The following is a 14,518-nucleotide window of genomic DNA, read 5'->3' as shown; positions in this document are numbered from 1 at the left end:
GGCCCGCCTTTGGGCCCGGGGGCCCTCGACACCCACCCGCGTCCCCGCCTACGGTGCGCAAGCCGAGACACCCGGAGGGGAACACCATGAGCAACTGGATCAACTCCACGGTCACCTACCTCCAGACCCGCGCCGTCCGCACCGCCCGGGCCGCCCGCGAGGACGCGGGGCAGACCGCGGTGGAGTATCTGGGGATCATCGCGGTGGTCGTGGCGATCGTCCTGGCCATCACGGGGACGGACATCGGCACAACGATCTACGACGCCATCACGTCGAAGATCGCCGAAGTCGTCGGCGGCTGACGGGCCGACGAGAGTACGACGACTCGGGGCAGGCCTTTCCCATCTACATCACCGTGGTGGGGGGCCTGCTCCTGCTCGCGTTGGCCTACTTCGCCGTCGGCCAGGCCGCGGCCATCCGGAACGGCGCTCAAACCGCTGCCGACGCCGCGGCGCTCGCGGCGGCGCTGGACACCAGGGACCAACTGGCCGACCAGTGGAAGCTGGATGTGCGCGATCCGACCAAATGGCAGGACATCTTCCACGGGGAAGCAGCGGTGGCACCGTCGTGCTGGCGTGCCCATCAGCTCGCCGATCAGAACGGCGCACATGCATTCTGTGCACCGAAGGGACCGCTGGGCTACGAGGTCCAGGTCGAGACGAACAAGTCCGTCGGAGATTCGGTTGTCCCGGGCACGGAGAGCCTCCATGCGACCGCCACCGCCAAGGCTGTGATCCGACCGCTCTGCACGTTCGACGTCCCCGGCGAGGGCGCGGACGGCAAAGCGTTGCCACAACTCGTATGCAGGGACAGGGATTGGGATCTGGACCCCGACGACCTCACCGACCTCCCCGAGCCACAGGATCTCTTCGATGTCCATCTGGCCGACCCACAAGCGGGCGACGAGTGATGAAGGAAGCACAGGAATGAGTATTCGATTCACTGGGAGGACCCGCAGGGTGCTGGTCGCGCTGGTTGTCGCGGCAGGACTCGCCGTCGGTGCGGGCGGGTGCGGCGGCGGGGGCGGTGACGACGAGCGTTCGGAGAAATCGTCCTCTGCCCCCGTCGGTGACGATGGGTCCAGGCCGAGCACCCAGGAAGGGCAATCGGACACACCACTTGCCGAGCTCAAGGGCTCGGACGGGCTTCTCCTCCAGATCACTTCGGCCACCCGCGACTCAGGTGGCTTCGTCACGGTGAACGGCAACCTGAAGAACGACGGTGCGAAGAGCGTGATGGTGCCCGGTGCCGTCCGGGGTGACGAGACGGAGGTACTCCAGCACGGCAGGTCACTCGGCGGCGCGACGATGGTCGATCCCAAGGGCAGGAAGCGGTACTACGTACTGCGCGACACGGACGGTCGGCCGCTGACGACCACCGGGATCTCCCTCATCAAGGCCGGTGAGAGCCTCGCCGTCTTCATGCAGTTTCCGGCGCCCCCCGCAGATGTCACCGAAGTGACCTTCCAGCTCCCGACGTTCGCTGCCGCCACCATCCAGATCTCCGGGTGAGCCGAAGATGACCCGCACCCGTACCGTCCCCCTGGGCGTGACCGCGACCCTCCTGCTCACAGTCACCCTCTGCGGCGGCACCGCCCCCGCCCACGCCGACGACACCCCCGGTGTCCCCCCGGGCACCGAGCCGAGCGCCACCGCCCCCGTGAAGGTCGACCCGACCGACCCGGATCTGAAGCTTCCCGAGGGGGCCACGCTCGCCGTGCCGAAGGTCCTGGACATCAAGTCGGTCGTCGAGGACCAGTCGGGCGACGAGCGCCGCGAGGACACCAACGCAGACGTGAAGTTCGCCCTGCAGGCGGAGGTGCTGTTCGGCAAGGACAGCGCCAGGCTGAGCGGTGAGGCGCGGGCCAGGATCAGGACGATCGCGCAGGAGATCAAGAAGCAGAACCCGTCACGGATCAGGGTCTTCGGCTTCACCGACAACCTGGGCTCCTCCGCCCACGGCGACGTGCTGTCCAAGCAGCGGGCGAACGCCGTGCAGGACGCACTCGACGACGACCTGAACGACCCGAGCGTCATCTTCGAGGTCCGCGGTTACGGCGAGCAGTACCCGATCGCCTCGAACGCGACGGAGGAGGGCCGCAGGAAGAACCGGCGGGTGGAGGTCACCTTCCCGCGCACGGAGGGCTGAGCGCGCCGGCAGAAGGCACTCCCAACGGCACTCCAGGACACCTGAACGCTCCCGCAGCCCGACCACGCGGGAACCGAGGACAACCGCCGAGCGCACGCGAGATCACCCCTCAGCGCTGCCGAACCGCCTCGACCCGCACCTGCGCCCCCACGCGCACTCCCCACCCCGCCATGGCCCCCGCCTCCGCCTCCAGCACGTGCCGGGCCCGGAGCCGGGGCAGCCCGAGCCGCCCGGGCTGCATCGTGCGTACCGCGACGACGTTCAGCCGGCGGTCGAGATAGGCGACATCGATCGCCATCCGCATGCGGAAGGTGTGCACGCTGTTCGCCGGCGACAGCAGCATCGCCCCGTCGACCGAGGTCCGCCCGAGCAGCCCTTTGGCGCGCGCACGGTAGGAGGCCGCGATCTCCAGAGGCACCTCACGCACCGGGTCCGCACCTCCTTCGACGACCAACGTGCCCTGCCCGTCGCCCCATTGGCGCGTCAACCCCACCACCTCCTTCGTGTACCGTCCACGAGTCGACCGTAGCCACTTTGTTACGCCGGTGCGGCATCACTGGTAGACCTGGTGTGGAGGAGCCGGAACCCGACCGCGGTGGCCGAATGCTCACCGCTCACCACAGCACCCGCCACACGACTGTCACAGCTGATCGCTAAAGTAATGACTGCGGTCTTCTCTGATCCGAAGACCGAACGGGGAACGGGGAGGTACCAGTGCTGCCGAGCGATAGCGGCGGATCGTCGGGCGCGACGGGTTCGTCCTGGCTGTCCAACATCTTCGACACAGCGAAGCACGCGGCTCACGACATCGAGGTCGAGTTCACGTCGTTCACGAAGTTCCGGCAACGGATCGACGAACTCATCCGCGACCTCAAGGAGTCACAGGCCGGCACCAAGCAGGTGGGCCAGGACCAGGTCGTCCGCCACCAGTTCGGCGGAGGCGACGGATCGTGGGTCGAAGCGTCCGGCCTGCACAAGTCGTACGAGAAGGTCATCACCGACCTGGAGACGTTCTCCAAGTTGATGTCGGACTGCATGGAGGCGATGTCCATCGCGGTCCTGGCCTCGCACAAGGGCTACGACAACATGGACCAGGACGTTCGCAATCGCATGGCCGCGATCGACGTGGAGATGACGAAGCACTACGGAGGCTCGTACGACCCGGAGCACTCCAAGAACCACGGCGCCCAGGGCGGCGGCGCGGGTAGCGGCGAGAAGCCGCCCGCCGGCGACTCGGGCGGCACGATCTGACGCGGATGCAGGGACGACGGGAACGGGGAGACAGCTGATGGCAGGCAACGGGTCCGGCGGGGGCACGTCCTTCGACGGGATGAGCCACGAGCAGATGCTGGCGTGGCTGGATCAGGCCAACAGCGGCACGGTCCAGGGTGCCGCCGACAAGCTGACCGGCGCGGCGAAGGAGATCCGCAAGATCGCGGCGGAACTGAAGATCCGTCCGCAGTGGGTGGAGTGGAAGGGCGACGGCGCGGACGCCTTCCGCACCTGGGCCGGGGACCTCGCCAACTCCGTCCTGCGGCTTGCCGACTTCAGTGACGACTCCGCGAAGTGGATGTCCCACGCCTCGGACGCCATCGCCACGGCGAAGGCGTCCATCCCCCGCGACGAGCCGAGCGCCTCGGCCAACCTCGCCGCGGCCCGCGCCCACCACAACGACCCCGACGCCGCCGCTGTCGGGTCCAAGGCCAGCGCGGATCTCGCGGCACTGGCGGCGAGCAAGGAGAAGGTCCGCCAGGAGGCCGCCGGCGAAATGCGAAAGCTGGCCTCCGCGTACGACGTGTCCTCGACCCAGATGGACACCTTGGAACGCCCCAAGTTCCCACCGCCGCCCCAAGGCTTCGTACCGCCTCGTGATGAGATGTCAGACCTCGCCCGTCCCGGACGTTCCGGTGGCGCGAGCAACGGTGGGGTCACACCCGTGTCCGGAGGATCCGCAGCAGCGGCGACAAGGCATTCTGCTACATCGGGGAGCGTCGGCGACCTGGGGGCCACGCCCCGGCCGGTGCCCTCTGAACCGCACCATCAGGTCAACATCGACAGCCCGGCGCATGTCGAGATCAACTCGGTCAACACGCTCCCTGAAATCTCTCGTCCCGCCACGGGGCCCGAGCCGGTTGTGGGACCGGCCACACCGAGTCGTCCTGAGCCGGTTCTTCCGCCGTCTGCCACTGGAATGATGCCACCGACTTCCGGTCGTGCCGGACGTATGCCCACCGTCCCAGGCGGGGGAGGAAGGCAGACCGCCGGAGGGCGGGCATCCCTCGGGCCCGGTCAGGGAAACACCGGAGTTCCTCGTGGTCGTGGACTGGCGGGAAGTGGGCAATTCCCCCACGGGCCGACGTCCGGCACGGCAGCCGGAAGGGCCGTTCCTGGTCAAAACCCTGGCCGCAGCCTTCCATCCGCCACTGGTACCAGCGGACGTCCGACGAGTCCCGGCGTTACGGGTGGACGTCCGACGGGACCTGGTGCCACCGGCGGACGGTCTGCAGGCCCTGGATCGCCGGGGGGACGTCCCGCCAACCAGGGCATTGCAGGGGGACGGCCGACCTCGACACCTGCCGCCAGGAGATCATCAGGCCGATTGCCAAGTGGGACGGTCGTAGGGAGTGAGCCAGCTGCAAATCGCCCTTCGACAGGCGGCACTCCGTCAGCAGGATCGGTGGGATCCGCGTCCGCAACACGCTCCGGAGGGAAAGCAAACGCCGGACGCCCCGCGTCCACCCCGCAGAGTGGTGTGGTCGGTGGGGCCCCACAGCAGACGGGCCGCGGACCTGCTCGTACTGGCGCACCGGTATCCGCTCCGACGCGAGACGGCATTGCCGGGGGTACGCCAAGTGAGGGCGGCAACCGTGGAAGCGGGCGTCGTGCCGCGGGGACGCCGAACAGCAGTCAACAGCGCAAGAAGCAACAGTCTGAGCAGCAGACCGGCAAGCCGTCGGCCACCGATTGACGCAGAGAGAAATCGGAGAGACACACATGCCCACCAAGATGAGAGGCGGTCGGCTTCGGGCTTTGGCCACAATGGTCACCGGTCTCCTACTGGTGGGCACTGCGGCCACGGTGGCTCACGCCGACTCGACGCGATCCCTGCAGTGGCATCTGGATGCCATGCACGCCGAAGAGATGTGGAAGACGAGCACGGGCAAAGGGATCACCGTCGCGGTGATCGATACGGGAGTGGATCCGAACAATCCCGACCTGAAGGGCAGAGTGCTCGACGGCTTGGACCTGGCCTCAAAATTCCAAAAAGGTGACGAACACACGGACTTCAAAGGTCACGGCACCGGCATGGCTGGGCTTATCGCTGGCACAGGGGCCTACGGTGGCGGCAAGGGTGCATTCGGCCTGGCCCCAGGCACGGAGATCCTCCCCGTCCGCATGCCAGATGTGGACGACTTGAGCGGATTCGCCGGACCGACATATCTGAGTAGGGCGATTCGCTACGCAACAGACTCCGGCGCCCAAGTCATCAATATCTCTATGAGCACCTCTGCCCACAGCCCTGAGCTGGATCGGGCAGTGAAGTACGCGCTGGACCACGGTTCGCTACTCTTCGCGGCCGTCGGCAACAGTGGCGACAAGGACAATGCCGTAGAATATCCGGCAGCCACCCCCGGCGTGGTCGGTGTGGGTTCGGTGGGTAAGAACCTCCGGCGGAGTTCCTTCTCTCAATTCGGACCCCAAGTGGATATGGCTGCTCCGGGCGAGGCCATGGTCCACGCCTGCGGAGGGAAGACGGGTCTCTGTAGCGCCAATGGCACCAGTGACGCCACCGCTCTCGCCTCCGCCAGCGCTGCCCTGATCTGGTCCAAGCATCCGACCTGGACCAACAACCAGATCCTGCGCGTCATGCTGAACACGATCGGCGCGCCGACCGACGGGGCCAAGCGCAACGACTCCATCGGCTACGGCATCGTCCGCCCCCGCATCGCCCTGCAGAACCCCGGCGATCCGGGCCCGGCGGACGTGTACCCCCTCCCCGACCTCAAGGCGGCGGCGGAGAAGTCACCGGCCCCCTCGGCGAGCGCGTCCGAGGCGCAGGGAGGCGGAGCGCCGGCCAAGGGCGACGAGGGCGCCGGCTCCAGCACCTCGGCGGCAAAGGACTCCAGCGGCACCCTGTGGATCGTGCTCGGCGTCGGAGCGGCCGTGCTCCTCGCCGTCGCCGCAGCGGCCGTAGCCGTCGCCCGTAAGCGCCGGAACCGGACCACGCCGCCGCCACCGCCCGGCGCCCCCATGCACCAGCCCCCTCACGGCAGCTGGCAGTTCACCCAGCCCGGCCCCGACGGCACACCGCAAGGCGGTGGCCCGCCCCACCAAGGCGGATATCACCGGTGAGGTGCAGTGGAGGCTGAGGCCTAGGTGTTCGGGAGGTTGTGGACGGGGGATGCAGGTCTCGGCTGAGGGATCTTGAATGGGTGAGGGCCTTCCAGGTTCGGTGTGGATTGCGACATCTCCACCGAACGATCAGAAGGCCCTCACGCCACACCGTAATGCACCCCTGACCGAGACCGGGCATCTGCGTCTGGCCCGCTGCGTGGTCGAGGACAACTGGCCCCTCAGGCGCGCCGCGGAACGCTTCCAGGTCTCGCCGACCACGGCCCAGCACGAGGCGGCGGAGGCTGTCGCGACTGCGGACAAGCTGGCGAAGGTGGCCAAGGACCCGGCCGATATGAGCCTGGACGACATCGTCGCCTTCAACCACACCATGGAGAAGTACCGCGATGACCCGCTGTTCGCGGAGCAGTTCGCAAAGCGCCTGGGAGCAAAGGGAACGCTCCGGTTCTGGGCCGAGATGAGCTACAACCATGCCGGAGCCAGAGGCTCGGAACTCCAGACGATGAAGGATCTTCAGGCCAACCTCGGTCTGACGCTCGCCACGGCATCCTTCTCGGACTCCGACGCAATGAAGGGCTGGAAGAAGGCCCTCATCGCCGAGAGCAACACGAACTTCCGTGCTCAGGCCTCCCCGAACCCGGTCGGCGCCCTTGGCTCTTCAAGGCGGACAAGGGAGCGGGGGAGTCGAGCACCGACGACCTGTGGGTCAAGGGACACAACGGCCTCGATCTGGTCTTCGGTGACGATGACGGTCGCGATCCGTTGAAGGGACTGTTCCAGGGGCTCTCCCACAACCCTGAATCCGCTGTACATGCGTTCGAATCCAAGCCTGACTTGGATCACATGCTCGACACCACAAGGTACACCGATCGCGGCAAATACCTCGGTCCTGCTCTGCAGGCTGCAGTCACGGGCCTCGCCGATGGCGACAGCACCTCGATTGCTCCACCGCACAGCGCAACCCAGGTGCACATTATGGCGAACATTATGCATGCTGTGGCGCAGCCGGGTGGGGGCATAGGGGAATCCATGGCCGGCGTCGATCTCGTCCACAAGGGCCTGGGGGACAGCTTCGGCAATATGGCTGCTGCTTACATGCCTGAGATCAGCCAGAAGCTCTACGACGGTGATTCCGCGAAATACATTTTTCTTACAAACAGTGAAGATCCTAGTGGCCTCGGAAGACCTGAAGATGTAGGAAGATTCCTCTCCGCCGTGTCCGAGGATCCTGCGGGTAGGGCAGGCATTGTTTTGGGTGAAAGTATTTACACCAGTGGTCTGATGGAAACTCATCTTTCGGATCCGTCGTTGTTTGATGGTCCCGACAGGCAGGTCCTCGAGTCCATCGGAAGCAATGCCGGCCTCATTGAGGGTATCGTTGCTCATTCTGTCGCAGATAGTGAAGTGCGAGATGCCGTTGAAGGTCAGAATGCCTACAATGAAGACCTGAAGGCAAAGGGTGACTATGCGAAAACCTGGATTTCTACCGGAATGACATTTTTGAAGGTGCCGGAACGGCTCGGAGGAGATGTGATGGGAGGATTTCTCGGAGGAGGCATTGGGGCCGTGGCCTCAGCTGCTGTGGACCATTTGTTGGACGGGCAGAAGATGAGTGGCGCTCGGGACGAAGCCCTGTATCAGAGCGCGGGAGATCTGTACGATTCCCGCGCTTCGGTCAGTCGGTAAACCGAGTGGGCGGCTGATGAAGCCATTGATCGCTACCATGTTGACCTTCCCAAGCAAAGTATCGGTGTCACGATCAATGGTGCTGTGCATCGAGGTTGGGATTCTGCCAGTACTTTCCTGAGTGATGTCAAGGATCGGCCGTAATCGCTGGCGTACGGAGTTTGTGGGAGGGTGCTCCCCTGTTTTGCATCATCGTCCGGAACCCAGGGTTTTGAATTTCGGAATTATTCAGGAGTTCCCCGTTGATTGGCTCTAGAAAGACCCAGTACACTGCGAAGAATTTCTTGCTGATTCTGGTTGGCTTCGCCCTTCTGTGTGTCGCCGGCTGGTACGGATATGTGCAGTTTTTTACGCGTGGCCTGGAAACTCTTCCTGCGAGGGTGTGTGATGGTGCGGTAGAGCGTGACTTGGTTGTTCAGGCGCTGCCGCCGTCCAGGGATGCCAGGGAAAGAGCTGTGAACTCCAGTACGAGTGAAGACTTCACTTGGAATTGCCGTGTCGTCACCAGCGGCGATTCGGTTCTCTGGGGACAGACACATTTGTCTCCCGTTTCGAAGGTCGACTGGGTGAAAGGGCACAATGGTCGGATCGTTCGTGCAGCGGTCGGTGATATTGAGGCTTTGGCTGAGATTGACACTGAGGAAGCCGCCGTGTATGTGCCCTGTACGCCTAGATCGGAACTCCTCCGCAATTCCTCGCCGAACTATGCTGTATTGACATCGATGAGTGTTGGCGGCGATACCAAGGCAAAGGGTGCTTTGCTTCTGCAGATCTTGACGGACATTGCCTACGAACAAGCCAAGCATGCTTATGGGTTGGCTGAATGTCAGGGGCATCGTGACTTTCCGTCGGAGTTGCCCCGCTATCAGAGTGATGAATGAAGGGTAATTTTCGTTGCCGACGGCGCCGTAGGGTGGGAAGGCCCGAACCGGTCCGCGTTAGCCTTGCCGTCTCACTTGGGTACGGCTGGTTTTGGGGTGGAAAGCGAAAGTGCCTTCCTGACCTGGGACGATGAACCTTGCTGAGGGGTTCTGTCGGTCCAGGCGGAGGGCACTCTCTACGTGGCAGGCTATCGGGTTGCGTCCCAAGGTCCATGTCAGTGCCGATGGTTCGGGGGTGGTCGGGCATGCCGGGGCACGGTTGCTGGCGGATCTCGCTGATGCCACCGGGCTGACCGCCGCGTACTCCGCCGCCCTCAGGTCGCTTCGGCCGCGCGGGACCGGACACGATCCGGGCCGGGTCGCCACCGATCTGGCGGTGATGCTCGCCCACGGTGGTGAGACGATCGCGGATCTGGCCGTGCTGCGGGACCAGGCAGGGGTGTTCGGCCCGGTCGCCTGCACGCCCACCGCTTGGCGGTTGGTTGCCGACACCGACGAGGCTGCACTCGCTTCGTTGCGGGCGGCCCGCGGTTCAGCCCGGGAAGTCGCCTGGATGCAGGCCGCCGAGACCGGCGAGGGCATACCTGCTGCTCGGGCCGGCGGACGAGAACTTCCCGGCCTGGTTCTGGACCTCGACGCCACACTGGTGACCTGCCACTCCGAGAAGGAACAGGCCGCACCCACCTATAAGGGCGGCTTCGGCTTCCACCCGCTGCTGTGCTTCCTCGCGAACACGGGCGAGGCCGTGTCGGGGCGGCTGCGGCCCGGGACTCCGGAGCCAACACTGCTGCCGATCACATCGTCGTGCTCGACCAGGCGCTCGCGCAGATCCCCGACGCTCACCGGCACGGCACCGACATCCTCATCCGCGCCGACAGCGCCGGATCCACGAAAGCCTTCCTCGCCCGCGTCTGCGACCTGCGGAGACGAGGAATTCGTACCTTCTTCTCGGTCGGACACTCCATCACCGAGGCGGTCCGCCGAGCTGTCCGGGCCGTGCCCGTCCGCCTCTTGCATCCCGCCCTGGACCAGGACGGGACCCTGCGTGATGGCGCCGAGGTGGCCGAGCTGACCGGCATGGTCGATCTGGAGTGCTACCCGACCGGCACCCGCATCATCGTGCGCCGGGAGAGGCCGCATCCCGGAGCCCAGCTGTCCCTGTTCGACGAGGACGAGGGCCTGCGCCATCAGGTGTTCCTCACCGACACCCCGTACTCCGGTGGCGGATCCGCCCAGTTCCTGGAGGTCCGCCACCGCGGTCACGCCACCGTCGAGGACCATGTCCGGTGCGGCAAGAGCACCGGCTTCGGCCGCTTCCCCTCCCGCGACTTCGCCGTCAACGCCGTCTGGCTCGAACTCAGCCTGGCGGCGATCGATCTGCCGGCTTGGACGCGCGTCCTGCTGCTGGACGGGGAGCTGGCCACTGCCGAGCCGAAGAAGCTCCGCTACCGGCTGCTGCACGTCGCCGCCCGCCTCACCCGCGGCGGCCGACGCCTGCGCTTGCGGATATCGGCGACCTGGCCCAACTACCGGTCCCACCCCGATCACGCACTCGACCACATCAAGACCGGATCATGAGAACGTTCGCGCCTTGAGCCCGCATGGCGGGTCATGCCTCCAAGGGTGGAATTGCGCCCCCGTCAGGTTTGACACGGCACACGGCGTCTCTTCCGTCTACGTGCCCTGTGTGTCCCGCACCGCCTACGAGTCCTACGCGGTTGTGGTCGGGTCCGGAGTCATGCGGGAGGGGGGGGCGTCCGGTCAGCGCTGCGTCGAGCAGTTACCGACTTGCTTGTCCCGGGCCGTGGATACGGGTGCCTGCCGCCTTCGAAGTACGCGTCGGTGTCCGCGGGTGAAGCCGAGGAAGGGGCTCTGTCGGAGGGGGTACCGCCTTCGGTCTGCCGCCGAGGGGCAGGCGTGCGACCGCGGCGTTTCGGAGTCCACGGAGGCGGAGTCCTGCGTCGAGGAGCGTCGGCGGTGCGCGAGGGACGTGAGGGAGGGGCCGGCCCTCCGTGGTGAAGAGCCGGGCAGAGGTCAGGCCGGGCGGTGGTCTCCCGTCGCGCCGTCGATCAGTTCGCGGACGATGTCCATGTGGCCCGCGTGCCGTGCCGTCTCCTCGATCATGTGGACCAGGACCCAGCGCAGGGAGACCGTGCGGCCGGCGTGCCACGACGGCTTGCCGACGGCGTCCAGTGGCAGTTCGGCGATGACCGCGTCCGCGGCCGCTCGGGCACGGGCGTAGAAGGCGGTCAGCTGTTCCGCCGTCTCGTCCTCGGTCGCCCGCATGTCCTCGTTCTCCCAGGGGTCGAACCACAGTGGCTCCCCCTCGCGGCCGAACGTCTCGACGAACCAGGCGTACTCCACGGACGCCAGGTGCTTCACCAGGCCCAGCAGACTCGTGCCGGAGGGGGTCATGGGGCGCCGCAGACGGTCGTCGTCCAAGCCGTCGAGCTTCCACAGCACCGCGTCGCGGTGCCGGTCCAGGCTCGCCCGCAGGGTGTCCTTCTCGTCGCCCTGGTAGGGCATTCCCGCGGCAGGCGGGGTGTCGGAGTTCGTCATGCCGCGAAAATTAGCAGCGCCCAGTGACAGCGGCCTGCGATCATCCAGACCATGCAGTCCAGCCCGCATTCCGCCCGCACGTTCGAGGAGCTCGTCGCCGAAGGTGTCGCCGTCCCTACGGAGGGCTGGGACTTCTCCTGGTTCGAGGGCAGGGCGACGGAGGCGCGGCCGTCCTGGGGGTACGCCGTGTCCCTGGCGGACCGGCTGGCCGGGGCCGAGGCGGCGCTCGACCTCCAGACCGGCGGTGGTGAGGTCCTCGACTTCGCGCTGCGGCGCGCGGCCCGCAGGCCTCTCGTCACCGTGGCCACCGAGGGCTGGCCGCCGAACGTCGCGAAGGCCACCGCCGTGCTCCGGCCGCGCGGTGTCGCCGTCGTCGCCGCCGAGGAGGACGCGCGGCTGCCGTTCACGGACGGCGCCTTCGACCTCGTCGTGAGCCGGCATCCCGTGCGCCCGCAGTGGAACGAGATCGCGCGGGTTCTCCGGGCCGGCGGCACGTACTTCGCTCAGCACGTGGGGCCCGCGAGCGTCTTCGAGCTCGTGGAGTACTTCCTCGGACCGCTGCCGGAGGAGGTGCTCGCCGCCCGCCGTCCCGAGCGGGAGCGTGCCGACGCCGAGGCCGCCGGGCTGAAGGTCGTCGATCTGCGGGCCGAGAAGCTGCGCATCGAGTTCCACGACATCGCCGCGGTCGTCCACTTCCTGCGCAAGGTGGTGTGGATGGTCCCGGGGTTCACGGTCGAGAAGTACGAGCCCCGACTGCGCGCGCTGCACGAGCGGATCGAGGCCGACGGGCCGTTCGTGGCGCACAGCACCCGGCACCTCTTCGACGTCCGCAGGCCCGGCGGCTGACGAACCCGGCGGCACCCGGCATCCCTGGCCCCCTGGCATCCCGGGCTCCCGCGCATCCCGGTCCCTTCGCATCCCGGGCCGCCGCGCACCCCCGGCGTCCGTGGGCCCGGCGGCCGAGGACGCGCCGTCGGGCCGCGCCCCCGGCGGTTGACGCCCCCGTCAACGGACGAGCCCGGGTGTCCGGCGAGTCCGCCGCAGCGTGGCGACGCCATACCGCGCCGAAGATGCCCCGGCAGGGGACACCCTCCCGCCGACGGCCCCCGACCGGCCCGCGCCCGTACGTCGTCCACCTCGCGGCCCCCCGCCGCCGACCGCCTCTCGCTTCGCCGGTACCTCCATCTGCGGCGGAGACGCGTCGCGCCGCGCCCCTTGCGGCATTCCTGCACCTTCCTCCACACGGTTTCCACATCGTTATCGGCCATGGCTGGTCTTCGGCCTGCCGGATCGCATAGGTTCAGACCAAGGCAATTCGCGTGAGCAAAGCTGCGCGGTCGGCACCGCGCAGAGGAGGGGGCTGCGCGGTGTCGGCGCCGTCAAGCGGGCGCATACGGGGCGGTTAGCCCGTCAGAGGGACCCGGGGCGGATGCCGTCCCGGCCGGTGCGGACCCGTCGGAGTGCCTCGATTTCTGAGAAGTCGCAGGCCCGCCGCCCTGTGAGGCCATTCGATCTCCACGCCACCGCGTCGCCGCCCGATTCCGGAGAGTAGTTGTGGCACGCCGATGCCCGCATCCGCCCTTACAAAGGGTTATGGTGGAACCCCCCCCTCGGGCCGGTCCGTCTCCCCCCCACGGACCGGCCCGTTTTCTTCTCGGCGGATCCGCCGGCTCCCTTTCACCGCGTGCGGGCACGCGTCACGTCGAACCCCTTCCGGCAGAGGTCGCGGGAACGGTTCCGGCGGGCATTCCCGGGGCGCGCCGCCCGGCCCCCGCCCCTTCCTTCTCCCGCCGCATCCGCGGGTGCCGCGCACCCCCGATCCTCCGCGGACACCCGGCCCGCGAACCCGGCCCGGGCCCCGCACCCGTTGGCGGCACCTGCCGGGAACAGCGGTAGGCTTCCGCCCTGGGGACCGCTCTCTGGTCTGTTCCGTACGGAGGGGCTGACAATCACGTGAACCTGCGCGACAAGTTGCGCGGCCTGCTGGTCAGGCTCTACGCGCGCCGGGTGGAAGGTCACCTGGACCACGCTCAGGTGCCCAAGCACATCGGCGTCATCATGGACGGCAACCGGCGATGGGCGAAGGCCGCGGGTTCCACCGCCGCGCAGGGTCACCGGGCCGGTGCCGACAAGATCGAGGAGTTCCTCGGCTGGTGCACCGAGACCGACGTCGAGGTCGTCACCCTCTGGCTGCTGTCGACGGACAACTTCGACCGGCCGCAGGAGGAGCTGGTCCCACTCCTCGGCATCATCGAGGACGTCGTCCGCTCCCTCGCCGCGGACGGGCGCTGGCGCGTCCACCACGTCGGCGCGACCGACCTGCTGCCCGACGGCCTGCGGCGCACCCTCAAGGAGGCCGAGGAGGCCACCGCGCACGTCGACGGGATAGTGGTCAACGTCGCCATCGGCTACGGCGGACGGCAGGAGATCGCCGACGCCGTCCGCTCGATGCTCCTGGACGCCCGGGAGAAGGGCACCTCGCTGGAGGGCCTCGCCGACTCCGTCGACGTCGACATGATCGGCCGGCACCTGTACACGAGTGCCCAGCCCGACCCCGACCTCGTCATCCGCACCAGCGGCGAGCAGCGACTGTCCGGATTCATGCTGTGGCAGACGGCGCACTCCGAGTATTACTTCTGTGAGGTCTTCTGGCCGGCCTTCCGCAAGGTCGACTTCCTGCGCGCGCTCCGGGACTACGCCGCGCGCCACCGCCGCTACGGCGGCTGACGCACCCCGCCGTGCCGCGGCGGCTGACGCGCACCGGCCGAACCGCGGCGGCCGGCGGGCGCAGGCCCCCGCGGCGGTCGGCGGACGCGGCGGCCGGCACGCGCGGGCGGACCGGCCGGAGGGCGACAGCAGGACTCCGTACCCCGGCGACCCGGGACCACGGC

At 67.5% G+C, this 14,518-nt stretch carries 14 protein-coding genes and 1 pseudogene; 12 read left to right on the top strand and 3 right to left on the bottom strand.

Annotated elements, in window-relative coordinates; all coding sequences use genetic code 11:
- Positions 1 to 86 precede the first annotated feature (86 nt).
- Genes JS756_RS14510 through JS756_RS14495 form a run of 4 tightly spaced genes read left to right on the top strand, consistent with a single transcriptional unit; the run spans position 87 to position 2,148 of the window.
- Positions 87 to 302 carry a hypothetical protein gene (locus tag JS756_RS14510; RefSeq protein WP_205383501.1) on the top strand — a complete coding sequence of 72 codons (216 nt, stop codon included), beginning with the start codon at positions 87 to 89 and terminating at the stop codon, positions 300 to 302.
- Entirely contained in the window at positions 299 to 910 is a 612-nt protein-coding gene (locus tag JS756_RS14505; protein WP_205383583.1) for a pilus assembly protein TadG-related protein, read from the top strand. The genes JS756_RS14510 and JS756_RS14505 overlap by 4 nt, the downstream gene beginning before the upstream one ends.
- 16 nt (positions 911 to 926) lie before the next feature.
- Complete coding sequence (locus JS756_RS14500; RefSeq protein WP_205383500.1) at positions 927 to 1,511, top strand: hypothetical protein; 585 nt, start codon at positions 927 to 929, stop codon at positions 1,509 to 1,511.
- 7 nt (positions 1,512 to 1,518) lie between these two features.
- Positions 1,519 to 2,148: an OmpA family protein gene (locus JS756_RS14495; RefSeq protein ID WP_205383499.1), complete on the top strand. Its 630-nt coding sequence runs from the start codon at positions 1,519 to 1,521 to the stop codon at positions 2,146 to 2,148.
- 109 nt (positions 2,149 to 2,257) lie between these two features.
- Here JS756_RS14495 and JS756_RS14490 read toward each other — a convergent pair whose 3' ends face one another.
- The gene (locus tag JS756_RS14490; RefSeq protein ID WP_205383498.1) at positions 2,258 to 2,635 is read right to left on the bottom strand and encodes a DUF192 domain-containing protein; all 378 of its coding nucleotides are present in this window, start codon (positions 2,633 to 2,635) and stop codon (positions 2,258 to 2,260) included.
- A 227-nt stretch (positions 2,636 to 2,862) separates the two neighbouring features.
- Between JS756_RS14490 and JS756_RS14485 the strand changes: the two genes are divergently transcribed.
- A complete protein-coding gene (locus JS756_RS14485; RefSeq protein ID WP_307790638.1) occupies positions 2,863 to 3,399 on the top strand; it encodes a DUF2563 family protein in 537 nt (178 codons plus the stop codon).
- Positions 3,400 to 3,510: 111 nt separating this feature from the next.
- Here JS756_RS14485 and JS756_RS14480 read toward each other — a convergent pair whose 3' ends face one another.
- Positions 3,511 to 3,981, bottom strand: a complete 471-nt coding sequence (locus JS756_RS14480; protein ID WP_205383497.1) for a hypothetical protein — start codon at positions 3,979 to 3,981, stop codon at positions 3,511 to 3,513.
- Positions 3,982 to 5,142: 1,161 nt separating this feature from the next.
- Between JS756_RS14480 and mycP the strand changes: the two genes are divergently transcribed.
- The 5 genes and pseudogenes from mycP to JS756_RS14455 all read left to right on the top strand — a co-directional run bounded on the left by mycP (position 5,143) and on the right by JS756_RS14455 (position 10,646).
- Entirely contained in the window at positions 5,143 to 6,501 is a 1,359-nt protein-coding gene (gene mycP / locus JS756_RS14475; RefSeq protein WP_205383496.1) for a type VII secretion-associated serine protease mycosin, read from the top strand.
- A gap of 199 nt (positions 6,502 to 6,700) precedes the next feature.
- Positions 6,701 to 7,267, top strand: coding sequence for a hypothetical protein (locus JS756_RS38565; protein ID WP_438817318.1), 567 nt, complete (start codon positions 6,701 to 6,703; stop codon positions 7,265 to 7,267).
- On the top strand, positions 7,264 to 8,187 hold the full coding sequence (locus tag JS756_RS14465; protein WP_205383495.1) for a hypothetical protein: 924 nt from the start codon (positions 7,264 to 7,266) through the stop codon (positions 8,185 to 8,187). Before JS756_RS38565 ends, JS756_RS14465 begins: the two co-directional genes overlap by 4 nt.
- A gap of 284 nt (positions 8,188 to 8,471) precedes the next feature.
- Positions 8,472 to 9,068, top strand: coding sequence for a hypothetical protein (locus JS756_RS14460; RefSeq protein WP_205383494.1), 597 nt, complete (start codon positions 8,472 to 8,474; stop codon positions 9,066 to 9,068).
- Between the two features lie 130 nt (positions 9,069 to 9,198).
- Positions 9,199 to 10,646, top strand: a pseudogene (locus JS756_RS14455) (IS1380 family transposase).
- Positions 10,647 to 11,102: 456 nt separating this feature from the next.
- Here the strand turns inward: JS756_RS14455 and JS756_RS14450 are convergent.
- Complete coding sequence (locus JS756_RS14450; protein WP_240203742.1) at positions 11,103 to 11,627, bottom strand: DinB family protein; 525 nt, start codon at positions 11,625 to 11,627, stop codon at positions 11,103 to 11,105.
- A gap of 51 nt (positions 11,628 to 11,678) precedes the next feature.
- Here JS756_RS14450 and JS756_RS14445 point away from each other — a divergent pair, with 51 nt between their 5' ends.
- A complete protein-coding gene (locus tag JS756_RS14445) occupies positions 11,679 to 12,473 on the top strand; it encodes a methyltransferase domain-containing protein (RefSeq protein WP_205383493.1) in 795 nt (264 codons plus the stop codon).
- Positions 12,474 to 13,580: 1,107 nt separating this feature from the next.
- A complete protein-coding gene (locus JS756_RS14440) occupies positions 13,581 to 14,354 on the top strand; it encodes an isoprenyl transferase (protein ID WP_205383492.1) in 774 nt (257 codons plus the stop codon).
- The last annotated feature ends 164 nt before the right edge of the window (positions 14,355 to 14,518 follow it).

This window comes from Streptomyces actuosus (genome assembly GCF_016921115.1).
Classification (GTDB): domain Bacteria; phylum Actinomycetota; class Actinomycetes; order Streptomycetales; family Streptomycetaceae; genus Streptomyces; species Streptomyces actuosus_A.
This window is presented reverse-complemented; position numbering and strand designations above follow the sequence as displayed.